This is a genomic window from Caldimonas thermodepolymerans (genome assembly GCF_015476235.1).
GTDB classification, from domain to species: Bacteria; Pseudomonadota; Gammaproteobacteria; order Burkholderiales; family Burkholderiaceae_C; genus Caldimonas; species Caldimonas thermodepolymerans.
Window position 1 is genome coordinate 435,252 of sequence record NZ_CP064338.1, and the last position, 20,155, is coordinate 455,406.

Below are 20,155 nucleotides of genomic sequence, written 5' to 3' on the forward strand. Positions count from 1 at the left end.
CGACCATGGCGATCTCCGCCGATCCGAAGGCGCTCGCTGCACAGGCGCGCAAGACCTTTCTGAACGTGCTCCTTTACGGGGCACCCAATGCGCTGGCGGCCGTCGAGGAGGGCGCGCGGACCCTGGCCACCCAGGCCGCGCCGCCGGACCTGCTGCTGCGGCGCCGCGACGCCTGGTCGGACGTGCAGCGGCTGCGCGGCAAGTGGCAGCAGGAGCTGTCCGAGCGCCTGCAGCGCCGCATGGCCGGCGAGCTCGCCGACAGCGGCGGCTCCAGCAAGCCGGCCGGGCTCGCCCGGCGCGGGGCCGAGCTGTCCCTGGTGGACGACGCCACCATCGAGCACGAGATCCTCAGCTCCCGCCTGGCCCTGGCCGTGATGGACCAGGCGGCCACCGAGTTCACCGACCTGCGCTCGCGCATGACCGCGATGGAGCGCCGCGACGAGCTGTCCTCCACCGACGTGCTGCGCCCGCACACCGTCGCGCGCGAGGTGCTCGACGCCTGGCTGGCCTGCGGCCTGAGCATCGAGGCCTGGCGGGCACTGCAGCCGGTGCTGCACGACGAATTCGGCCACCTGGTGGTGCTGGGCTACCACGAGACCAACAAGTGGCTGATCGCGCACGGCGTGCTGCCGGAGATCGACCTGCGGCCGCTGATCCGGCGCACCCGCGACACCGGCAACCCGGCCCCCGGCGTCAGCTCGGCGGCGCAGTCGCTCGCCGGCGGGGCGGCCTCCGTCCACGTGCATTCCGGTCCGGGCAGCCTGCGCCATGTCAACGACGAGACCCGGCTGATGACGCGCGCCTCGGCGCTGCTGCGCGCCTCCGAGCAGGCGCAGGCGGTGCTCGGGCGGCTCAACCGCCTGGTCGGGCGCCAGGTGCCGGATTTCGAGGCGACCACCACGCACCATGCCTCGCCGCAGCTGATGGCGGCCATCGCCGACGTCGAGCGCGAGGTGCGCCAGCGCACCGGCAGCACGCGGCCCGACCTGGTCATTCCCAGCACCCCGGTGCTGCTGGACGAGCTCAACGAGAAGAAGCAGGCGCTCAAGCGCACCACCTCGTCGCCGATCGAGCGCGCCACGATCGAGATCGTCGCGCTGCTGTTCCAGAGCATCCTGACCGAGGAGCGCCTGCCCGCTTCGGTGCGCGTCTGGTTCGCCCGGCTGCAGATGCCGGTGCTGCGCGTGGCGATCGCCGAGCCCGACTTCTTTGCCACCATCGACCACCCGGCGCGCAAGCTGATCGACCGCATGGGCGCCTGCGTGATGGGCTTCGACGCCTCCACCGCCGGGGCGATGGGCGATGCGCTGGAGAAGGAGATCAAGCGCGTCGTGCAGGTGGTCGAGGCCTACCCCGACACCGGCCGCCGCGTGTTCCAGACCGTGCTGGTCGAGTTCGAGAAGTTCCTCGAGCACTACTTCACCAAGGAAAACGAGTCCTCGCGCAAGGGCGTCTCGCTGGCCCAGCAGGTCGAGCAGCGCGAGATCCTCACGATCCAGTACACGATCGAGCTGCGCAAGATGCTCAACGAGGTGCCGGTGCAGGACGGGGTGCGCGAGTTCCTGTTCCAGATCTGGGCCGACGTGCTGGCGATGACCGCGGTCAAGACCGGCCAGCAGAGCGAGCAGACCAAGGCGATGAAGCGCGCCGCGGCCGACCTGATCTGGTCGGCCAGCGCCAAGGTCTCGCGCGAGGAGCGCGCCGAGGTGATCCGGCGCCTGCCACCGCTGCTCAAGACGCTGCGCGACGGCATGGCCAGCGCCGGGGTGCCGCCGGACAAGCAGGAGGAACACATCCAGGCGCTGAACAACTCGCTGGCCGCGGCCTTCACCGCCAAGGCGGCGGCGATCCCGTCCGAACGCCTGGACGAGCTGATGATGCGGCTGGAGACGCTGGAAGAGCTGCTGCCCGACACCGAGGTCGAGATCGACGAGTCGATGGTGGTGGACCTGTCCGGCCACGAGACCACCGGGCTGGAAGTCGTCACCGAGGGCGGCTCGATGCCCAGCCCCGCGATGGTCGCCTGGGCGCGCGGCATCCAGGTCGGCAGCTGGTTCAAGCTGGACTACCGTGGCCGCAGCGAGGCGGTGCAGCTGGCCTGGCAGGGCCTGCGCAAGCAGCTCAGCCTGTTCGTCTCGCCGACCGGCCGCTGCATCCTGTTCCAGCAGCACCGCCTGGCCGCCTTCCTGCAGGCCGGGCTGATGGTGCCGGCCGAGGAAGAGGCGCTGACCGTGCGCGCCACGCGCAGCGCGCTGGCCAAGCTCGACGCCGACCCTAGCCGGCTGCTGAACTGAAAGCGAAGGCAGGGGAGAGGGGAGGGCAGCACGCGCTCCCGCGTGCTGCCACGGGCACGTGTCCCGGTCAGTGGATCAGGCGGTCGGCCGCGTCGACGAACAGCTCGTCGAGGATCAGCGCATCGGGCTCCTCGCCCAGGCTCCAGAACACCATCAGCACGATGATCTTCAGGTCCTCGAGGCGCACGGGCCCGCCGGCGCTGCTGGCCATCGCCCGGTCGATGACGATTTCGCGCATCGGGGCCGGCAGCACGCCGGCGCTTTCCAGGAAGCTGATGAAGCCGATGCATTCCTCGCCGAGCTGGTCCTGCTCGGCCTGGGTGTAGACCCGCATGCTGCCGGGCGACTGCGTCCCGGCATGGGACTTGACCGCATGGCTGAGGCCTTCCAGCCAGGTGAGGGCTTCTTCGATCTCGTCATTCTCGAAGCCGACGGCCGAAAGCTTGCGCGTCAGCTGGGCGTGGTCCGGGCAGGCGTCCGGCCGCCAGTAGTTTTCGTACAGGTAGACGAGCACATCGAACATGATCCGACTATACCCGAGCGGGGAAACCCCACGGTGATGAAAAACGCGCACGGGGTGCGCCTGCCGGTCAGCCCCGGTCGACGCGCTGGAACAGCTGTCCGGGCAGCCGCGCGACCCGGCCTTCGAGCTCCAGTTCCAGCAGGCGGGCGTTCAGCTGCGCGGCCGGCCAGCCGGTGCGCGCCACCAGCGCGTCCAGCGTGGCCGGATCGTGGCCCAGGGCCGCGAGCACCGGGTCGTCGGCCTCGGCCGCAGGCGGCTCGGGTGCGGCGTCCGGGGGCGGGCTGGCGGACGCGGCCGGCAGGTGCAGCTCCTCCAGGATGTCCTGGGCGCTTTCGACCAGCTTGGCGCCCTGCTTGATCAGGGCGTGGCAGCCGCGCGACTGCGGGGCGTGGATCGACCCGGGGATCGCGAACACCTCGCGGCCCTGTTCCAGCGCCAGCCGGGCGGTGATCAGCGAGCCCGACTGCAGGGCCGCCTCGACCACCAGCGTGCCCAGCGCGAGCCCCGAGATGATGCGGTTGCGGCGCGGAAAGTTCCCCGCCAGCGGTGGCATGCCGAGCGGGTATTCGCTCAGCAGCAGGCCCTCGGCGGCGATGCGGGCCGCCAGCGGCGCGTGGCGTGTCGGGTAGACCCGGTCCAGGCCCGTGCCGACCACCGCGATCGTGCTGCCCGCGCCTTCCAGGGCGCCCTCGTGGGCCGCGCCGTCGATGCCGGCGGCCAGCCCCGAGACGACGGTCAGGCCGCCGCGGCTCAGGTGCGCGGCGAAGGCGCGTGCGTTTTCCAGTCCCTGCGCGGTGGCATGGCGGCTGCCGACCACCGCGATCGACGGGGCCTGCAGCAGCTCCAGCCGGCCGGCGGCGTACAGCAGCAGCGGCGGGTCGGCGGTTTCCAGCAGCAGGCGCGGGTAGGCGGGGTCCCCCAGCGTGAGGACGTGGCGGTGCGCGTCGGCCGCCAGCCACTGCCGGGTGGACTCGACCAGGGCAGCCAAGTCCTCGCGCGGGCGCGCCAGGGCTGTGGCCTGGGCCGGCGGCACGACCTCGCGCCAGGCGTCGGGGGGATGTTCGAAGACGGCCTGCGGCGGCCCGAAGGCTGCCAGCAGCTTGCGGGCGCTGTCCCGCCCGATGCCCGGGGTCTCGACCAGCCGCAGCCAGGCGGCCAGCTCGTCGCGATCCGGCACGGACATGCCGGCCTCGCCGTTCAGGGCTGGGTGAAGCGGTCGCCGATCTGGACCGGCTCCTGCACGTTGAGGATCAGCGCGTAGGACATGCGGTCGAACACGCGGAACACGAACAGCAGGCCGTGGCGCTCATCGGGCAGCAGGATCTTCTCGCGCCCGCCGTAGGTGGTGTCGACCGCCTCGCGGCCCTTGCGCCACAGCGCCAGCACGTGGCCGCGCTCGATGCCGTCCTGGGCGCCCTTGTTCAGCGCGACGATCTGGTTCTGGCCGGCGGTCAGGCCCTCGCCGTAGATCGAGGCGATCTGGCCTTCGATCGGGTTCTGCGGCGCGTGCGGCACGTAGTTGATGAACTCGCGCGGCGGCACCGGCGCCAGGCGATCGCCCACGCCGACCTCCAGCCGGTTGGAGACGATGCGAAAGCTCGCCGGGACGATCTCGCCCTTCGGGCCCGTGCCGCCCGGGCGCACGTACTCGGCCGTGCCCAGGTAGGTGGCCTCGTAGCCCAGCACCTCGTTGGTGGCCGGATCCTTCAGCGGCTTGGGATTGCGGAACAGGCGCCAGTCGCGCAGGTCGCCCAGCTCGCCGCGCACGTAGGCGGTCTCGCCGCGCGACAGCAGCACCCGGCCCTCCTGGGTGGCGACGATGCGCGGCGCCGGCTCGAGCTCGTTGGTGTTGAAGATCACCGCCTCGTTGAGGAACGGCTCGATCAGGTGCACCGGGATCGAGGTGATCGCGCCGTCGTCCAGCGCCTCGCTGCGCACGCGCGGCGACAGCTTGATCGTGCCGTTGCCGACCGGCTGGCCGACGCGCAGCCGCGCCCGGTCGCCGAGCCGCTCCAGGTAGAGGATCTGGCCCGGGTAGATCAGGTGCGGGTTGCGGATCTGGTCATAGTTCATGCCCCACAGCTCGGGCCAGCGCCAGGGGCGCAGCAGGAACATGCCGGAGATGGCCCACAGCGTGTCGCCGCGCTTGACGACGTAGGAGTCCGGGGCGTTCGGGGCCAGCTCGGACAGCGGCACGCCGGCCTGCGCCACCTGTTCCGCGGTGGCCCGCCATTCGGGGGTGATCGGATAATTGACGGCAGAGGCCGTGGTGCCGAACGCGAGAAGGGCCGCCCCGAGCAGGGCTTGCGAGCCGAGAACGGCCAGGGTTGCCTTGGGACGGGCTCGCCACATCGCGCTTCTTGTCATGCAGGGTCTCCGCTCGCTCGCCGGACATGGCCTGGAAACGGCCGGCCATGACGCTATATGGTTAATGAGTTGTTGGCTCGCCGGGCAGCATCAGTTCGGCGAGAATTCCTCACATAGTTTCACAGATTCTGCCCATAAACCCTTGATGCCGCAACGAAATTTGCCCGTGGTTACCGCGCTCGCGGCGCCGGCAGCGGCATTGCGTCACAGTTCGTGCGTTGCCGGGCCCAGACAGCCCGGCCGGCACCCCGCTTGATCATGGCCAAACTGAACATCCTGCGCTATCCCGACCCTCGCCTGCACACCGTGGCCAAGCCGGTGGCGCAGGTCGACGACCGCATCCGCCAGCTGGTCGACGACATGCTCGAGACCATGTACGACGCCAACGGCGTCGGTCTGGCGGCGACGCAGGTCGACGTGCACGAGCGGGTCATCGTCATCGACACCTCCGAGGAGCGCAACGACCCGCGGGTGCTGATCAACCCCGAGCTGGTGGCCACCAGCGACGAGATGATCGTCTGGGAAGAGGGCTGCCTGTCGGTGCCGGCTATCTACGACAAGGTGCAGCGTCACGCCCGCGTGACCGTGCGCGCGCTCGACCGCGACGGCAAGGAATACAGCTTCGACGCCGACGGCCTGCTGGCCGTGTGCGTGCAGCACGAGATGGACCACCTGATGGGCAAGGTGTTCGTCGAGTACCTCTCGCCGCTCAAGCGCAACCGGATCAAGACCAAGATGCTCAAGCGCGCCCGCGAGGAAGAGCGTGCCTGAGGCGCGACCGATGAAGGTGGCGTTCGCCGGCACGCCGGAGTTCGCGCAGGTCGCCCTCGAGCAGCTGCATGCGGCCGGCTTCGCGATCCCGCTGGTGCTGACCCAGCCCGACCGCCCGGCCGGCCGCGGGATGAAGCTGCAGGCCAGCCCGGTCAAGCAGTTCGCCGTCGCGCACGGCATCCCGGTGGCCCAGCCGCGCAGCCTGCGGCTGGACGGCAAGTACCCGGACGACGCCCGCGCCGCGCAGGCGGCGCTGCAGGCGGCCGCGCCGGACGTGATGGTGGTGGCGGCCTACGGGCTGATCCTGCCGGGGTGGGTGCTCACGCTGCCGCGCCTGGGCTGCCTGAACATCCACGCCTCGCTGCTGCCGCGCTGGCGCGGCGCGGCGCCGATCCACCGCGCGATCGAGGCGGGCGATGCCGAGACCGGCATCACCATCATGCAGATGGACGCGGGCCTGGACACCGGCGACATGCTGCTGGTCGAGCGCGTGCCCATCGCCCCGGGTGACACCACCGCCAGCCTGCACGACCGCCTGGCGGCGCTGGGCGGCCGGCTGGTCGTCGAGGCGCTGGAGCTGGCCGCCTGCGGCGGACTGCGGCCCGTCCCGCAGCCGGCCGAAGGCGTGACCTACGCCCACAAGATCGACAAGGCCGAGGCCGAGGCCGACTGGACGTTGCCCGCGGCGGTGATCGAGCGCCGCATCCGTGCCTTCGACCCGTTCCCCGGAGTGGTGACTCACCTTGGCGACGTGCCGCTCAAGTGCTGGGCGGCCGAGCTGACCGACGGGACCGGGGCGCCGGGCACGGTGCTCGCGGTCGACGAGCGCGGCCCGGTGGTCGCCTGCGGCGAGGGGGCGTTGCGCCTCACGCAGCTGCAGAAGCCGGGCGGCAAGCGGCTGCCGGCGCGGGAATTCCTGCGCGGCCATGCGGTCGAACCCGGCATGGTGCTGGAACGCCGCGTGGCTTGAATTCCGGTCCCGAAGCCGCAACTGGGCGGCTGCAGATCCTCAGAAAAGACTCATCGATAGCGAGGTCCGATAGATGTTCAACATGCTGAAGACCGCCGTGCTGATGGCGGCCATCACCGGCCTGTTCATGGCCATCGGTTCGTTGCTGGGGGGCCAGCAGGGCATGGTGATCGCGCTGGTGATCGCGCTCGGCATGAACTTCTTCAGCTACTGGTTCAGCGACAAGCTGGTGCTGAAGATGTACAACGCGCGCGAGGTCGACGAGACCACCGCGCCGCAGTTCTACCGGATGGTGCGCGAGCTGGCGCAGCGCGCGAACCTGCCGATGCCGCGCGTCTACATCATCAACGAGGACGCGCCCAACGCCTTTGCCACCGGCCGCAACCCGCAGAACGCGGCGGTGGCCGCCACCACCGGCCTGATGCGCATCCTCACCGAGCGCGAGCTGCGCGGCGTGATGGCGCACGAGCTGGCCCACGTGAAGCACCGCGACATCCTGATCAGCACGATCAGCGCGACCATGGCCGGTGCGATCTCGATGCTGGCCAACTTCGCGATGTTCTTCGGCGGCCGCGACAGCGAGGGCCGTCCGGTCAACCCGGTGGTCAGCATCCTGGTGATGATCCTGGCGCCGCTGGCCGCGAGCCTGATCCAGATGGCGATCAGCCGGGCGCGCGAGTTCGAGGCCGACCGCGGCGGCGCGGAGATCTGCGGCGACCCGCAGGCGCTCGCTTCGGCGCTGGACAAGATCCAGCGCTACGCGCGCGGCATCCCGCTGGAGGCGGCCGAGCGCCACCCCGAGACCGCGCAGATGATGATCATGAACCCGCTGTCCGGCGGCGGCCTGAGCGGGCTGTTCAGCACCCACCCGAGCACCGAGGAGCGCATCGCCCGCCTGATGGCGATGGCCCGCGGCGCGATGGCACGCTGACCGGAGCCCGGCACGACGACGCCCGGCCCGCCGCCGGGCGTCCTGCTTTTCGGGCTCAAGTTTGCGCGCGGACGGCCGAAGACCTGGGAACGAACTTCCTGCCTGCCATGCGTCATCCGTCCGCCTTCCTCGCCAGCCTGCTCGTGGGTGCCGCACTCCTGGGGTGCGACGCGCTCGGCATCGAGTCGGCCGAGACCGTCGCGCAGCGCCGCGAGGCCGAGGGCCGGGCGCTGGGGGCGGCCTGCCGGCACGCCGGCCGCGCCATCGAGGACTGCTACACGCTGAATCCGCGCGCGGACAAGGCGGCGATCTTCGCCGGCTGGCGCGAGATGAACGACTACATGCGCGAATACGGCATCGAGGCGGTCGAGCCCAAGCTGGCCCGCGCCCCCGACAAGGGGCGCCGCCGCGCGGCCGCCACGGCCGGCGACGCCGGGCCGTACGACGAGGGCCGCTTCACCGAGTGAGCCGGTGCGCCGCGGCGTGCCCGTGCCTACACTGGCGTCCATGGCCACGCTCGCCAGGACGTCTTCTCCTCACGACGAATACACCGAACACTGCCTGGAGCTGCTGGGTTCGCTCGGCCCTTGCCAGGTGCTGCGCATGTTCGGCGGCCACGGGATCTACCTCGACGGGCTGATGTTCGGCCTGATCGCCGGCGAGCGCCTGTACCTCAAGGTCGACGCGCAGACGCGGCCGCAGTGGGAGGCGGCAGGCGGCGAGCCGTTCGTCTTCACCGCCCGCGGGCGGCTGGTCGCGACGAGCTACTACACGCCGCCCGACGAGGCGATGGAGTCGCCCGCGCTGATGCGGCCCTGGGCCCGGCTGGCGCTGGAGGCGGCGCTGCGGGCCCGGGCGGCGAAGCCGGCGCTCAGGAAGAGCAGCACTGCGGCGCAGGGGCGGGCGCGCCCGCGCGGCGCGAAGCACTGAGCGCGCGCAGCAAGGCGCCCACGCGTCCCGGCAGCCGGGCCTTGCGCGCGGCTGCCGCGGGCACCAGTTCGTAGCGCGCCTCGGGCCAGCCTTCCAGCACCGCTTCCTGTCCGGCGGCAAGCATCAGCGTCTCGCCGGCGTGCAGCACCAGGTCGGCCGAGGGCTGCCGGGCGGTGCTGCTGGGCGTCACCCACAGCCGGCCGCTGTGCACCTTCAGCTGCGCCGCCGTGCGCGCCCGCAGCGTCACCGCCGTGCCCGGGCGCAGGTGGTCATGCGCACGGGATTGTTGCGATTGAGGCATCAGTTCCTGGGGGAGGGCGCGTTCCATGTTGCTTCCTTCGCTCGGTGTGGAGGTCTCTGTGCATTGAATGCTAGGCGCCGCACAAAGCGTGGTCCAATGAGACGTTTGCGCGGGATTGATGAGGAGGACGCATGAATCGCAACATCCGGCAGCGGCCCCTGGGCGTGGGGCCGCTGCGTGCCTTCGAGGCCGTGGCGCGCCACCTGAACTTCCGGCTGGCGGCCGAGGAGCTGCACCTGACCCAGTCGGCGATCAGCCGGCAGATCCAGGGGCTGGAGGACGAGATCGGTGCGCCGCTGTTCCTGCGCGGCACGCGGCATGTCGAGCTGACCAACGCCGGCGCGGCGCTGCTGCGCGCGGTGGCGCCGCTGCTGGACCGGCTCGACGCCACCGTGCGGCAGATCCGCCAGGCGCGCGGGCGGCGCACCGTCAGCGTGACGACCTTCGCGTCCTTCGCGTCGATGTGGCTGATCCCGCGCCTGGAAGCCTTCCAGCGCCAGTTCCCGGACCTGGACATCCGCGTCAGTGCAAGCGACGCGATGGTCGACGTGGATGGCGGCGAGGTCGACCTCGCGCTGCGCTTCTGCCCGCCCTCGGCGGTGTCGGAGGGCGCGGTGCGGCTGTTCGGCGAGGTGCACACGCCGGTGGCCTGCCGGTGGCTGGTCGAGCGCGGCGACCGCGGCGAGGGCCGGCCGCTGCGCCGGCCGGAGGACCTGACGCACCACACCTTGCTCGAGGAGGACGCGGTGCACCTGACCCAGGGCGTGATCGGCTGGCGCGAATGGCTGTCGCTGCACGGGCTCAAGGAATTCGAGCCGCAACGCTGGCTGTACTTCAACTACACCTACCAGCAGGTGCAGGCGGCGCTGGCCGGGCAGGGCGTGGCGCTGGCGCGGCTGCCCCTGGTCGCCGAGCTGCTGCGCTCGGGGGAGCTGGTGGAGCCCTTCGATCCGGCGGCCTACCGGGTGCCGAGCCAGTACGCCTACTGGCTGGTGCCGGCGCGTGCCGCGCGCCAGCGCGACGAGGTGGCGCAGTTCTGTCGCTGGGTGCTGCAGCAGGCGCAGCAGACGCGCGAGGCGATCGGCGAGGTCGACCCCGTCGAGGACACGCTGGGCGAACGGGACTGAGCAGAAGGCGCGTCAGTCGGGCGTGACGATGCCGCGCTCGGTGACGATCACCATCAGCGGCAGGTCGTGCGGCTCGGGCGCGAAGGCGACCTCGCTGTCGGCCCAGGCGACGCCCACCGGCGTGACGTGCGGATGGCGCTCCAGCCAGCGGTCGAAGTAGCCGCCGCCGTAGCCGAGCCGGAAGCCCTGGGGCGAGTACCCGACGCAGGGCACCAGCACCACGTCGGGCACGACCGCGGCGCCTTCGACGCTCGGGATGCCGCATTCGTCATGGGTCGCGGGCTCGCGTCCGTCCCAGCGGCGGTATTCCATTTCGCGAGGGGATTTGCGCGCCCAGGGCAAGGCTATCGGCACGCGGACCGGGGTCTTGTCGCCTTGCCATGCAACCCGTGGGTTAAATTCAGATCGAATCGGCCAGTACGCGCCCAGCAGCTGCGGTTCGAGCTGGGCGAGCACCTGGTGCAGATGGGCGGCGAGCGCGTCGTGCGCCGCCTGCCACGTGCCGTTGGCGTGGGCGGCTGTGGCCCAGCGCTCCCGCTCGGACAACAGGTGCCGGCGCATCGCGGCTCGGTCAAGCCCCTCGGCGGGCGGGGTCCAGGCCATGCAGGATCATCGACAAGAGAACGACTTGAATTCCTCAGTATATCGACGCACCCTGGCGGCCTTTGCCGCCGCCATCGGGCTGGGACTGGCGGCACTGGCCGCCACCGCGCAATCCCAGGCCGATCCCATCCTCGAAGCGCGCGATGCCTGGCAGCGCAAGGACGCGCAGCGACTCGCCGCCGCGAAGGCGAACGCGATGGCGCGCAAGCATCCCCTGGCCATGTGGGCCGACTACTGGGAGCTGAACCTGCGCCTGCCGACGGCCACGCAGGAAGAACTCGACGCCTTCTACGCGCGCTGGCCCGACACCTACGTCGAGGACCGGCTGCGCAACGACTGGCTGCTCGAGCTCGGCCGCCGCCAGGACTGGTCCAACTTCGCTGCCGAGTTCCCGCGCTTTCGCATGCAGGACGACCGCGAGGTCGCCTGCTACGCGCAGGTGGTGCGCCACCTGCGCGGCAACGACGTGAGCGAGGCGGCGCGGCAGGCGTGGCTGGCGCAGACCTCGGCGACCGACCAGGGCTGCGGCTTCATGGCGGCGTTGCTGTACCGCGCCGGCCGGCTGGCCGAAGCCGACCTCTGGTACAAGGCGCGGCTGATGGCCGACGTCAACCGCCGCGCGCAGGCGCGCCAGGCGGTGGCCATCGTCGGCCCCGAGTGGGCGCAGCGCTTCGACGAGATGTACGACAACCCGGCGCGCTTCCTGGCGCGCAAGGCCGGCACCGGCAGCCGAGCCGAGGCGGAGCTGGCCACGCTGGCGCTGATGCGGCTTGCCGCCTCCGATCCGCTGGTCGCCGCGGCGCAGCTGGAGTCCTGGTCGTCCCGCCTGCCGGCCGACCTGGCCTCGTGGGCCTGGGCCAGCGCAGGCCGGCAGGCCGCGCTGCGGCTGCTGCCGCAGGCGCCGGACTATTTCCAGCGCGCCTCGCTGGGGGCCGACGAAACCCGCTGGAGTGCCGACATGCTGGCCTGGCGTGCGCGGGCAGCGCTGCGTGCCGGCCGCTGGCAGCAGGTGGTGCAGGCCATCGACGCGATGGGCCCGGCCGAGCAGGCCGACCCCGCCTGGGTCTACTGGAAGGCGCGTGCGCTGCAGGCGATCGCGGGCGATGCGCAGGACGGCGAGCCGCTGCGCGCCGAGGCCCGCCGGATGCTCGAATCGATCGCCGGCCAGCATCACTACTACGGCTTGCTGGCCGCCGAGGACCTCGGCCAGCCGCTGGTGTTGCCGACGCCGCCGGTGCCGCTGACCGGGGAGGAGAAGCGCGCGGTGCGCCGCATCCCGGGGCTGGTGCGCGCGCTGCAGCTGATCGAGATGGGGCTGCGCAGCGAAGGCGTGCGGGAGTGGAACTGGACGCTCAGCTTCACCAGCCGCGGCCGCCTCGGCGAGCGCGAGCTGCTGGCCGCCGCCGACCTGGCCTGCGAACACGAGGTGTGGGACCGCTGCATCAACACCAGCGAGCGCACCCGCTCGGTGTTCCACCTGGAGCAGCGCTACCCGATGCCGTTCCGCCGCGAGGTGGTGGCGCGCGCGCGCGAGATCGGGCTCGACCCGGCCTACGTGTACGGGCTGATCCGGCAGGAATCGCGCTTCGTCATGGATGCGCGCTCGCACGTGGGCGCGTCCGGGCTGATGCAGCTGATGCCGGCCACCGCGCGCTGGACCGCGCGCAAGATCGGGCTGCAGTACACGCCCGCACGCCTGACGGACCGTGACACCAACATCATGCTCGGCACCAGCTACCTGAAGCTGGTGCTGGACGACCAGGGGGGCTCGCAGGCGCTGGGGGCGGCGGCCTACAACGCCGGGCCGGCGCGGCCGCGCCGCTGGCGCGAGGGGCCGGAGCTCGACGCGGCCATCTGGGTCGAGAACATCCCGTTCAGCGAGACGCGCGAGTACGTCAAGCGCGTGCTGGCGAACGCGACCTACTATGCCGCCCGCCTCAACGGCGGGGAGATGCCCTCGCTGCGCGGGCGGCTGGGGCACACCATCGGGCCGCGTCCGGCCGAGGAGGCGCCGATGGTGGCCGATCTTCCCTGAGTCAACCGGAACGACCAAGACGTTCAGGAGGTGAGGGCATGGCCATCGGTCGTGTGGTGGTCCTGGGTGGCAGTGGCTTCGTCGGCACCCACGTCTGCGAGAAGCTGGTCGAGCATGGCGGGGGTGCGGGGTCGTTGCGGGTGCTGACGCGCCGGCTCGGGCATGCGCGGCACCTGCAGCCGCTGCCGGGTTGCGTGATCGACCAGGTCGACGTGCACGACGACACCCAGCTGCGGCACGCGCTGGGCCAGGCCGATGCGGTGGTCAACCTGGTGGCGATCCTGCACGGCCGCGAGGCCGACTTCCAGAAGGTGCACGTGGAGCTGCCGCGCCGGCTGGTGCGTGCCTGCCAGGAAGCAGGCGTGCGCCGGCTGGTGCATGTCAGCGCGCTGGGCGCGGCCGCCGACGGGCCGTCGCACTACCAGCGTTCCAAGGCCGGCGGCGAGGACGCGGTGCGCGCCGCCCACGGCCTGGGCTGGACCATCCTGCGGCCGTCGGTGATCTTCGGCGAGCGCGACCGCTTCCTCAACCTGTTCGCGTCGCTGCAGCGGCGCTTCCCGCTCATGCCGCTGGCCGGCGCCCAGGCGAGATTCCAGCCGGTGTGGGTGGAGGATGTCGCGCGCGCCGTCGTCGCCTGCCTGGAGCGCCGCGACAGCATCGGCCAGGTCTACGAATGCGTCGGCCCGCGCGTCTACACGCTGGCCGATCTGGTGCGGTTGGCCGGACGCTGGGCCGGCGTGCCACGCCCCGTCGTGCCGCTGCCGGCGTGGCTCGGCCGGCTGCAGGCCGGGCTGCTGGAGCTGCTGCCGGGCGAGCCGCTGATGAGCCGCGACAACCTGGATTCGATGCGCGTCGACAACGTCGCCAGCGGGCGCCTGCCGGACCTGCGTGCGCTGGGCATCGAGCCGGCCGCGCTGGAGGCGATCGCGCCGCTCTACCTGGGGCAGGGGGGCGCGCACCACCGCCGCAACCTCTGGCGCATGGCCGCGCGCCGCGGCTGACCGCGACCGGCGCGCCGCGCTTGCGCGCACCGCATCAATGCGATGCAAAAAGCGCAACGCGGCCGCGCGCGCGGCCCGGTAGCATGCGGGGCACCGTTCCCCCACGCGCAGGAGCTCCGCGATGCAGCTGTACATCGGCAACAAGAACTACTCGTCCTGGTCGCTGCGCCCCTGGGTGCTGATGACCCAGGCGGGCATCCCGTTCGAGGAGGTGCGGCTGCGGCTGAGCCTCGCCGAGGGCTCCGAGTTCAAGGAACGCCTCCAGGCCGTCACGCCGGCCGGCAAGGTGCCGGTGCTGGTCGACGACGGCTTTGCGGTGTGGGAGTCGCTCGCGATCGCCGAGTACCTGGCCGAGAAGTTCCCCGCGCTTGGCCTGTGGCCGGCCGATGCGCAGGCGCGGGCCCGCGCGCGCAGCGTGTGTGCCGAGATGCAGTCGGGCTTCGGCGCGCTGCGCACGCACTTCCCGATGAACATCGAGGCGTCGTTGCCCGAGGTGGGCGCCGAGGTGCTGCGCACCCGGCCGGAGGTGGGGCGCGACGTCGAGCGCCTCACCGGCATGTGGAGCGGGCTGCTGCGCGAACACGGCGGGCCCTTCCTGTTCGGCGCGTTCGGCGTCGCCGACGCCTTCTTCGCGCCGGTGGTCACGCGCTTTCGCACCTATGGCGTGCCCGTGCCCGAGGCGGTCGGGGCGTACATGGCGCGCGTGCTCGACCTGCCCGCGATGCAGGCCTGGGTGCACGATGCGCTGGCCGAGCAGGATTTCCTCGACTTCGACGAACCGTACCGCACGTCGCGTGGCTGAACGCCTGCCATCGGACGAAGGCAAGGCGAGCCCGTGGGCTCGCCTTGCCGTCGGCATGGCGCTGCCGGGGCGCGTCAGCCGTTGCGCCGGCGGCGCGCGATGTAGCCGACCACGTCCAGTCCGGCGAGCATCAGCGCATAGGTCTCCGGCTCGGGGATCGGCGCCGCGGTGAAGTCCACCGAATAGGTCGTGACGCCCCGTGCGGTGCCGGTGACCGTCAGCGTGTAGTCGCCGGCCCACAGCGTGTCGACGCCGGCGGCCCACTGGAAGCCGCTCACGCCGCCGGAGGTGAACGGCGTCCAGCTGGCCAGGTAGCCTTCCGGCCCGGCCAGCGTGACCGCGAAGTCCTCGATCAGGCCGGTGGCCTGGGTGTAGACCGAGCTGACCAGGCCGGAGAAATCCGCCGGCAGCGGGCCGATCGAGAAGAACCAGTTGTCGGAGATCGCCTCGCCTGCGGCAAAGGTGGTGGATCCGTCCGAGAACGAGGTGAGGGTCGACAGGTTGCCGATGTCGTAATCGACCGCGACGGCGCTGCCGGCCATGGCCGACAGCGCGAGCGCCGCCAACGATGCCTTGAGTTGCATGGAGACTCCCTGGTTGGTGATGGTGGACAAGCACAGCCCCGCAGTCCGCCCCGCCGGGAAGGTCCGGCGCGAGGCGGCCCGCGATGTGGTTGTAGCGGGCGCGTGCCGGCGCCGGCACCCCGTGGCCCCGGGGGCCGGCCAGGCACGGCGGCTGCGCGGCGCGCGCGGACGTAACGCCCGTGCGGTGCAGGCGGGCCGATACACTTGCCGCATGAAGGTCTACATGGTCGGCGGGGCCGTCCGCGATCGCCTGCTCGGGTTGCCGGTGCAGGACCGCGACTGGGTCGTGGTCGGCGCCACGCCCGAAGCGATGGTCGCTGCCGGGTACGTGCCGGTGGGCAAGGACTTCCCGGTCTTCCTGCATCCCCGGACGCACGAGGAATACGCGCTGGCGCGCACCGAGCGCAAGACCGCGCGCGGCTACCACGGCTTCGAGTTCCACACCTCGCCCGACGTCACGCTCGAGCAGGACCTGCAGCGCCGCGACCTCACCATCAACGCGATGGCGCAGACCGAGGACGGCGAACTGATCGACCCCTACGGCGGGCTGGCCGACCTGCGCGCGCGCGTGCTGCGCCATGTCTCCGAGGCCTTCGTCGAGGACCCGGTGCGCGTCCTGCGGCTGGCGCGCTTTGCGGCGCGCTTTGCCGACTTCCGCGTGGCCGACGAGACGCAGGCGCTGATGCGCCGCATGGTCGAGGCCGGCGAGGTCGACGCGCTGGTGCCCGAGCGCGTGTGGCAGGAGCTGTCGCGCGGCCTGATGGAGGCCAGGCCCTCGCGCATGTTCGAGGTGCTGCGCGGCTGCGGCGCGCTGGCGCGCATCCTGCCGGAGGTCGATCGCCTGTGGGGCGTGCCGCAACGTCCCGAGTACCACCCCGAGGTCGACACCGGCGCGCACCTGCTGCTGGTGCTGGACATGTGCGCGCAGCTGCAGGCCAGCCTGCCGGTGCGCTACGCCTGCCTGACCCACGACCTGGGCAAGGGCACCACGCCGGACCACCTGCTGCCGCGCCATCACGGGCACGAGCAGCGCAGCGTCGAGCTGCTGCGCGCGGTGAGCGAGCGCCTGCGCGTGCCCACTGAATGCCGCGAGCTGGCCGAAGTGGTGGCGCGCGAGCACGGCAACGTGCACCGCAGCGGCGAATGCGGCGCGGCGGCCCTGGTGCGGCTGCTGGAGCGCTGCGACGCCTTCCGTCGCCCGCAGCGCTTCGCGGAGCTGCTGCTGGCCTGCGAATGCGACGCGCGCGGCCGCCAGGGCCTGGAAGACCGTCCCTACCCGCAGCGCGAGCGGCTGCTCGCGGCGCTGCAGGCCGCGCAGTCGGTGTCCACCGCCGAGGTGGCGCGCCAGGCGCAGCAGCGCGGGCAGCAGGGGCCACAGATCGCGCAGGCGATCCACCAGGCGCGCGTGGCGGCGGTGGCCGCCCGCCTCGAGGCGCCTGCCTGACACCCATCCAGGCGAAGCGCCGGGCACGACCCCGTTGTTACACTCCGCGGGCGCTGTACGGCCGAGGCCGGAGAGGCCCGGCCGATTTTTTCGTGCATGAGGAGGCGCGCCGCCCGCGGCGCGACGAGGGACGAGGGTCATGAAGAAGACGCTGCTTGCAGCCACCGCCGTGGTGGTTGCCCTGGGCGCTGCCTACGTCGGCAGCAGCCATTTCGTGGGTCGTCAGGTGCAGCAGCACCTGCGCGCGCAGACCGACCGGCTGACGACCCAGATGCCGTTCATCAAGGTCACCGAGCAAGGCTACGAACGGGGCCTGTTCGCGTCGACCCGCACCGTGAGCGTGCAGCTCGGCTGCGACCGTGCCGGGGCCGCCCACCTGCCCGGCCGGCCGCCGGGGGCGCTGGAGTTCACGCTGCGCGACCGCATCCGCCACGGCCCGCTGCTCGAAGGCGGCACCTGGGGGGCGGCCTCGGTGCAGACCGAGCTGGTGCTGCCGCCGGCGCTGCAGTCGTTCGTGGTCCAGACCTTCAACGGGCAGCCCCCGCTGTCGATCCGTACGACGATCGGGTTCGACCGCCGGTACGACGCCCGCGTGGTCAGCCCGCGCGCCCGCCTCGAGGGCAAGCCCGGCCAGCAGGTGGTGTGGCAGGGCCTGCAGGGCCGCTTCACGGGCGGGGGTGACGACGGCGCGATCCACCAGGAGATCAGCATGCCGGGGCTGGAGATGTCCGACAGCGACCAGGGCGTGCGCATGGTGCTCAGCGAGCTGCACTGGAAGAACGACGGCCGGCTGCTGGGCGATTCGGCGTGGCTGATGGCCAGCGGCAGGACCGAAGGCCGGCTCGGGCTGGTCGAGATGAACCTGCCGCTGCCGATGCCCGGCGGCGGCGACGTGCGGCCCTTCCTCTTCGCGCTGACCGACCTGACGCTGGAGGCGGAGGGCGCGGCCGAGCAGGACCTGCTGCACACCACCAGCCGCCTGCACGGCAGCGGCAGCCTCGACGGCGTCCGGCTCGACCGCATCGAGCTGGTCGCCTCGGTCAAGCGCGTGCACGCGCCGAGCTACCAGCACCTGGTCGAGACGCTGATGCAGCAATCCTTCAGCTGCGAGGAAGACGAGGAGGCCGATCCCCTGGCACAGCTCGCCGCCCTGCAGTCCGACCTGATGCAGCTGCTGCGGTACGACCCCGAGTACGCGGTCGAGAAGCTCGCCGTCGAATCGGGCGGACAGCGCGGCGAGGTCTCGTACGCCTTCGGCGTGCAGGGCGTCACCGAGGCCGACAAGGACCTGCCCCCGTTGCAGCTGCTGGCCACCCGCGCCCGCGCGCGCGCCGACGTGAGCCTGCCGGTGGCCTGGATCGCCCGGCTGCTCGACCAGCCGCAGCTGCGCGCCTCGGGCGCGGCGCCCGAGCCGGAGATGCTCGAGGTGCTGCTCGACCAGTTCGCCGACCAGGGCTACCTGGTGCGCCGGGGCGAGCACGTCACCGCCAGCGTGCGCTACGAGGCCGGCCGGCTGCTGCTCAACGGCCAGCCGCTGCCGATCGGCCGGTCGGCGCTGCGCTGAGCGGAACGGCCGTACGACGTTCCCCGTCGCGAGCCGGGGCGCTGCCCGGCTTCCTGGTGCCCGCCGCGCCCCGACACCCTGCGCTTGGCAGGGCCGGCGGCGCGGTGCGATGATGCCCGGCATCGGCCGGCCGTGGCGCCGGCCAGGGTCCGTCATGGCCCATGGGGGCAGCATGAAGGCAGCACAGACCATCCGGCGGCTCGGCTTTCGCAAGTGGTACGAGCGCGAACTGATCCAGAGCCACCTCCACCTGGTGCTGCTGATCCTGGCAGCCGTCGGGCTGCTGGGCAGCCTGGAGGTCTACGGATTCCAGGAGGTGGCGGGGGGCCGCCTGCTCGCGGTGGCCTGCGCGGCCGCCAGCGCGGCCATCGGGGTGTGGGCGCTGCGCCGCTACCTGTTCCTGCTGATGCGTGCGGAAAACGCCGCGCACCAGGCGGTCTGCCCGAGCTGCCAGGCCTATGCGCGCTGGACGTTGCTCGACGAGGACGACCCCGCCGGGCGCCTGTGCGTGCACTGCCGCGCCTGCCAGCACGACTGGCAGATCGAGCTCTAGGCGCTCCCTCAGACGAACTTCGCGATCAGTGCCGCCAGCAGGCTCAGCACGATGGTGCTGGCGATCGGCAGGTGCCACTCGCGCCCGCCGATGCGGAAGCGGAAGTCGCCCGGCAGCCGCCCCAGCCCGAGCTTCTCCAGCCAGGCGCGCAGGCCGCTGAACAGCACCAGCACCAGCACGATGACGACCAGCCAGCGCAGCATCGTGTCCTCAGAGCGTGTGGGTGCGGTCGCCTGCGGCGAAGCCCAGTGCGTCGTCCAGTTCGGCGCCGCGGCAGAAGCCGATCACCTTGAACAGCTCGCCCATCTCGTGCTCGGCCACCAGCTTCTGCACCGCGGCCAGGTCGCGCAGCCGCGCCGCGTCCTGCGCCTCGGCCGGCGGCAGCAGCTCGAGCAGCCCGCAGTTGATCAGGAAGCGGCCCTGCGAGGTGTAGCCGATCACCTGCAGGCCGGCGTCCTGGCCCGCGAGCGCGATGCCGGTGAAGTTGACGTGCGCGGTGATGTCCTTCAGCCCCACGTCGACCAGCGGGTCCGGGTCGGCGCGGTGCGCGCGGTGGCACATCAGCGTGCCGCCGGTGCGCTGCGGGTGGTAGTACTCGGCCTCGGGGAAGCCGTAGTCGATGAAGAAGGCCGCGCCGCGCGTCAGCCGCTCGGCCAGCGTGCGGATGAAGGCCTCGGCCTGCGGGTGGACCTCGGTCGTGGTGCCGGGCACGAAGGGGCCCTCGACCGGCGGGCGCAGGGGGGTCGGTCGGTCCTCCCAGGCGAAGGCCTCGCCCTGCACGACCACGCCGCGCTCCAGCCACTGCGTGCCGTCCCAGTGCAGCAGCTGCACCGGCATCGCGTCCAGCACCTCGTTGCCGACCACCACGCCGCGGATCTCCTCGGGCAGCCGGTCGTGCCAGTGCACGCGGTCGACGGCCTCGGGCGCGAGCCGGGCGATGGTCTCGCGCTGGCGCTCGCGCAGCGTGCCCGACAGGTCGACGATGTGGTAGCTGCTGCACGCGCTGCCCAGCGCGTTGAGCAGCTGCGCCGCCAGCGCGCCGGAGCCGGCGCCGAACTCCCACACCTGCGAGGTGCCGGTGGCGACCATGGCCTGGCGCAGCTGGCGCGACAGCGCCTGGCCGAACAGCGGGGTCAGCTCCGGGGCGGTGACGAAGTCGCTGCCCGAGCCGGGCAGGGCGCCGAACTTGCGGCTGTCGTTGGCGTAGTAGCCCAGTCCCGGGGCGTACAGGGCCAGCGCCATGTAACGGTCGAAGGGCAGCCAGCCGCCCGCCTCGGCGATCGCCTGGCAAATCTGCCCGCGCAACCCGGTCTGCGGGTCGGCCGGTACACTGACGGGTTCTTCGTGCTGCATCG

Annotated in this window: 21 protein-coding genes; 13 read left to right on the forward strand and 8 right to left on the reverse strand. The window is 72.0% G+C overall.

Annotated elements, in window-relative coordinates:
- The first annotated feature begins 5 nt into the window (after window positions 1-5).
- Window positions 6-2,294 carry a DUF1631 family protein gene (locus IS481_RS02130; RefSeq protein ID WP_104358786.1) on the forward strand — a complete coding sequence of 763 codons (2,289 nt, stop codon included), beginning with the start codon at window positions 6-8 and terminating at the stop codon, window positions 2,292-2,294.
- A gap of 67 nt (window positions 2,295-2,361) precedes the next feature.
- Here the strand turns inward: IS481_RS02130 and IS481_RS02135 are convergent, their stop codons facing one another.
- From IS481_RS02135 to IS481_RS02145, 3 genes are all read right to left on the reverse strand, one after another.
- Entirely contained in the window at window positions 2,362-2,817 is a 456-nt protein-coding gene (locus tag IS481_RS02135) for a Smg family protein (protein ID WP_104358785.1), read from the reverse strand.
- A gap of 67 nt (window positions 2,818-2,884) precedes the next feature.
- Complete coding sequence (gene dprA / locus IS481_RS02140; RefSeq protein WP_104358784.1) at window positions 2,885-4,000, reverse strand: DNA-processing protein DprA; 1,116 nt, start codon at window positions 3,998-4,000, stop codon at window positions 2,885-2,887.
- A gap of 14 nt (window positions 4,001-4,014) precedes the next feature.
- Window positions 4,015-5,169 (reverse strand): LysM peptidoglycan-binding domain-containing protein, encoded by a 1,155-nt coding sequence (locus IS481_RS02145; RefSeq protein ID WP_104358783.1) that lies wholly within the window; start codon window positions 5,167-5,169, stop codon window positions 4,015-4,017.
- Between the two features lie 273 nt (window positions 5,170-5,442).
- Here IS481_RS02145 and def point away from each other — a divergent pair, with 273 nt between their 5' ends.
- From def to IS481_RS02170, 5 genes are all read left to right on the forward strand, one after another.
- Complete coding sequence (gene def / locus IS481_RS02150; protein ID WP_104358805.1) at window positions 5,443-5,955, forward strand: peptide deformylase; 513 nt, start codon at window positions 5,443-5,445, stop codon at window positions 5,953-5,955.
- 10 nt (window positions 5,956-5,965) lie between these two features.
- On the forward strand, window positions 5,966-6,925 hold the full coding sequence (gene fmt, locus IS481_RS02155) for a methionyl-tRNA formyltransferase (RefSeq protein WP_104358782.1): 960 nt from the start codon (window positions 5,966-5,968) through the stop codon (window positions 6,923-6,925).
- Window positions 6,926-6,998: 73 nt separating this feature from the next.
- Window positions 6,999-7,856, forward strand: a complete 858-nt coding sequence (htpX, locus tag IS481_RS02160; RefSeq protein WP_104358781.1) for a zinc metalloprotease HtpX — start codon at window positions 6,999-7,001, stop codon at window positions 7,854-7,856.
- Between the two features lie 107 nt (window positions 7,857-7,963).
- A complete protein-coding gene (locus IS481_RS02165; RefSeq protein WP_232529430.1) occupies window positions 7,964-8,323 on the forward strand; it encodes a hypothetical protein in 360 nt (119 codons plus the stop codon).
- Window positions 8,324-8,363: 40 nt separating this feature from the next.
- Window positions 8,364-8,786: a TfoX/Sxy family protein gene (locus IS481_RS02170; RefSeq protein ID WP_104358780.1), complete on the forward strand. Its 423-nt coding sequence runs from the start codon at window positions 8,364-8,366 to the stop codon at window positions 8,784-8,786.
- On the opposite strand, the gene IS481_RS02175 is transcribed toward IS481_RS02170, so the two are convergent.
- On the reverse strand, window positions 8,728-9,114 hold the full coding sequence (locus IS481_RS02175) for a DUF2917 domain-containing protein (protein WP_104358779.1): 387 nt from the start codon (window positions 9,112-9,114) through the stop codon (window positions 8,728-8,730). The genes IS481_RS02170 and IS481_RS02175 overlap by 59 nt on opposite strands.
- A gap of 104 nt (window positions 9,115-9,218) precedes the next feature.
- Here IS481_RS02175 and IS481_RS02180 point away from each other — a divergent pair, with 104 nt between their 5' ends.
- Window positions 9,219-10,214, forward strand: coding sequence for a LysR substrate-binding domain-containing protein (locus IS481_RS02180; protein WP_104358778.1), 996 nt, complete (start codon window positions 9,219-9,221; stop codon window positions 10,212-10,214).
- A 12-nt stretch (window positions 10,215-10,226) separates the two neighbouring features.
- Here IS481_RS02180 and IS481_RS02185 read toward each other — a convergent pair whose 3' ends face one another.
- A complete protein-coding gene (locus IS481_RS02185) occupies window positions 10,227-10,817 on the reverse strand; it encodes a 5-formyltetrahydrofolate cyclo-ligase (RefSeq protein WP_104358777.1) in 591 nt (196 codons plus the stop codon).
- Between IS481_RS02185 and IS481_RS02190 the strand changes: the two genes are divergently transcribed.
- The 3 genes from IS481_RS02190 (at window position 10,816) to IS481_RS02200 (ending at window position 14,655) form a co-directional block, all read left to right on the forward strand.
- Window positions 10,816-12,852 (forward strand): lytic transglycosylase domain-containing protein, encoded by a 2,037-nt coding sequence (locus tag IS481_RS02190; RefSeq protein WP_104358776.1) that lies wholly within the window; start codon window positions 10,816-10,818, stop codon window positions 12,850-12,852. The genes IS481_RS02185 and IS481_RS02190 overlap by 2 nt on opposite strands.
- Before the next feature lie 38 nt (window positions 12,853-12,890).
- The gene (locus IS481_RS02195; protein WP_419186832.1) at window positions 12,891-13,853 is read left to right on the forward strand and encodes a complex I NDUFA9 subunit family protein; all 963 of its coding nucleotides are present in this window, start codon (window positions 12,891-12,893) and stop codon (window positions 13,851-13,853) included.
- 121 nt (window positions 13,854-13,974) lie between these two features.
- Window positions 13,975-14,655, forward strand: coding sequence for a glutathione S-transferase family protein (locus tag IS481_RS02200; RefSeq protein ID WP_104358775.1), 681 nt, complete (start codon window positions 13,975-13,977; stop codon window positions 14,653-14,655).
- Window positions 14,656-14,729: 74 nt separating this feature from the next.
- Here the strand turns inward: IS481_RS02200 and IS481_RS02205 are convergent, their stop codons facing one another.
- A complete protein-coding gene (locus tag IS481_RS02205; protein ID WP_170067489.1) occupies window positions 14,730-15,239 on the reverse strand; it encodes an FxDxF family PEP-CTERM protein in 510 nt (169 codons plus the stop codon).
- Window positions 15,240-15,450: 211 nt separating this feature from the next.
- Here IS481_RS02205 and IS481_RS02210 point away from each other — a divergent pair, with 211 nt between their 5' ends.
- From IS481_RS02210 to IS481_RS02220, 3 genes are all read left to right on the forward strand, one after another.
- Window positions 15,451-16,683, forward strand: a complete 1,233-nt coding sequence (locus tag IS481_RS02210) for a multifunctional CCA addition/repair protein (protein ID WP_104358773.1) — start codon at window positions 15,451-15,453, stop codon at window positions 16,681-16,683.
- Between the two features lie 139 nt (window positions 16,684-16,822).
- On the forward strand, window positions 16,823-18,247 hold the full coding sequence (locus IS481_RS02215) for a YdgA family protein (RefSeq protein ID WP_104358772.1): 1,425 nt from the start codon (window positions 16,823-16,825) through the stop codon (window positions 18,245-18,247).
- Between the two features lie 172 nt (window positions 18,248-18,419).
- Window positions 18,420-18,800, forward strand: coding sequence for a hypothetical protein (locus tag IS481_RS02220; protein WP_104358771.1), 381 nt, complete (start codon window positions 18,420-18,422; stop codon window positions 18,798-18,800).
- An 8-nt stretch (window positions 18,801-18,808) separates the two neighbouring features.
- On the opposite strand, the gene IS481_RS02225 is transcribed toward IS481_RS02220, so the two are convergent.
- Both IS481_RS02225 and IS481_RS02230 read right to left on the reverse strand, forming a co-directional pair.
- Window positions 18,809-19,003 carry a DUF2905 domain-containing protein gene (locus IS481_RS02225; protein ID WP_104358770.1) on the reverse strand — a complete coding sequence of 65 codons (195 nt, stop codon included), beginning with the start codon at window positions 19,001-19,003 and terminating at the stop codon, window positions 18,809-18,811.
- Between the two features lie 7 nt (window positions 19,004-19,010).
- On the reverse strand, window positions 19,011-20,153 hold the full coding sequence (locus IS481_RS02230; protein ID WP_104358769.1) for a class I SAM-dependent methyltransferase: 1,143 nt from the start codon (window positions 20,151-20,153) through the stop codon (window positions 19,011-19,013).
- Window positions 20,154-20,155 lie beyond the last annotated feature (2 nt).

Bases quoted from the DNA above. Each gene is read 5' to 3' on its own strand.
- IS481_RS02190 (WP_104358776.1), top strand. From the start codon at position 10,816: ATGCAGGATCATCGACAAGAGAACGACTTGAATTCCTCAGTATATCGA.
- IS481_RS02225 (WP_104358770.1), bottom strand. From the start codon at position 19,003: ATGCTGCGCTGGCTGGTCGTCATCGTGCTGGTGCTGGTGCTGTTCAGC.
- IS481_RS02185 (WP_104358777.1), bottom strand. From the start codon at position 10,817: ATGGCCTGGACCCCGCCCGCCGAGGGGCTTGACCGAGCCGCGATGCGC.
- IS481_RS02205 (WP_170067489.1), bottom strand. From the start codon at position 15,239: ATGCAACTCAAGGCATCGTTGGCGGCGCTCGCGCTGTCGGCCATGGCC.
- IS481_RS02215 (WP_104358772.1), top strand. From the start codon at position 16,823: ATGAAGAAGACGCTGCTTGCAGCCACCGCCGTGGTGGTTGCCCTGGGC.
- IS481_RS02200 (WP_104358775.1), top strand. From the start codon at position 13,975: ATGCAGCTGTACATCGGCAACAAGAACTACTCGTCCTGGTCGCTGCGC.
- fmt (WP_104358782.1), top strand. From the start codon at position 5,966: ATGAAGGTGGCGTTCGCCGGCACGCCGGAGTTCGCGCAGGTCGCCCTC.
- IS481_RS02170 (WP_104358780.1), top strand. From the start codon at position 8,364: ATGGCCACGCTCGCCAGGACGTCTTCTCCTCACGACGAATACACCGAA.
- IS481_RS02210 (WP_104358773.1), top strand. From the start codon at position 15,451: ATGAAGGTCTACATGGTCGGCGGGGCCGTCCGCGATCGCCTGCTCGGG.
- IS481_RS02165 (WP_232529430.1), top strand. From the start codon at position 7,964: ATGCGTCATCCGTCCGCCTTCCTCGCCAGCCTGCTCGTGGGTGCCGCA.
- IS481_RS02220 (WP_104358771.1), top strand. From the start codon at position 18,420: ATGAAGGCAGCACAGACCATCCGGCGGCTCGGCTTTCGCAAGTGGTAC.
- IS481_RS02175 (WP_104358779.1), bottom strand. From the start codon at position 9,114: ATGGAACGCGCCCTCCCCCAGGAACTGATGCCTCAATCGCAACAATCC.
- IS481_RS02135 (WP_104358785.1), bottom strand. From the start codon at position 2,817: ATGTTCGATGTGCTCGTCTACCTGTACGAAAACTACTGGCGGCCGGAC.
- IS481_RS02180 (WP_104358778.1), top strand. From the start codon at position 9,219: ATGAATCGCAACATCCGGCAGCGGCCCCTGGGCGTGGGGCCGCTGCGT.
- IS481_RS02230 (WP_104358769.1), bottom strand. From the start codon at position 20,153: ATGCAGCACGAAGAACCCGTCAGTGTACCGGCCGACCCGCAGACCGGG.
- IS481_RS02195 (WP_419186832.1), top strand. From the start codon at position 12,891: ATGGCCATCGGTCGTGTGGTGGTCCTGGGTGGCAGTGGCTTCGTCGGC.
- def (WP_104358805.1), top strand. From the start codon at position 5,443: ATGGCCAAACTGAACATCCTGCGCTATCCCGACCCTCGCCTGCACACC.
- htpX (WP_104358781.1), top strand. From the start codon at position 6,999: ATGTTCAACATGCTGAAGACCGCCGTGCTGATGGCGGCCATCACCGGC.
- IS481_RS02145 (WP_104358783.1), bottom strand. From the start codon at position 5,169: ATGTGGCGAGCCCGTCCCAAGGCAACCCTGGCCGTTCTCGGCTCGCAA.
- dprA (WP_104358784.1), bottom strand. From the start codon at position 4,000: ATGTCCGTGCCGGATCGCGACGAGCTGGCCGCCTGGCTGCGGCTGGTC.
- IS481_RS02130 (WP_104358786.1), top strand. From the start codon at position 6: ATGGCGATCTCCGCCGATCCGAAGGCGCTCGCTGCACAGGCGCGCAAG.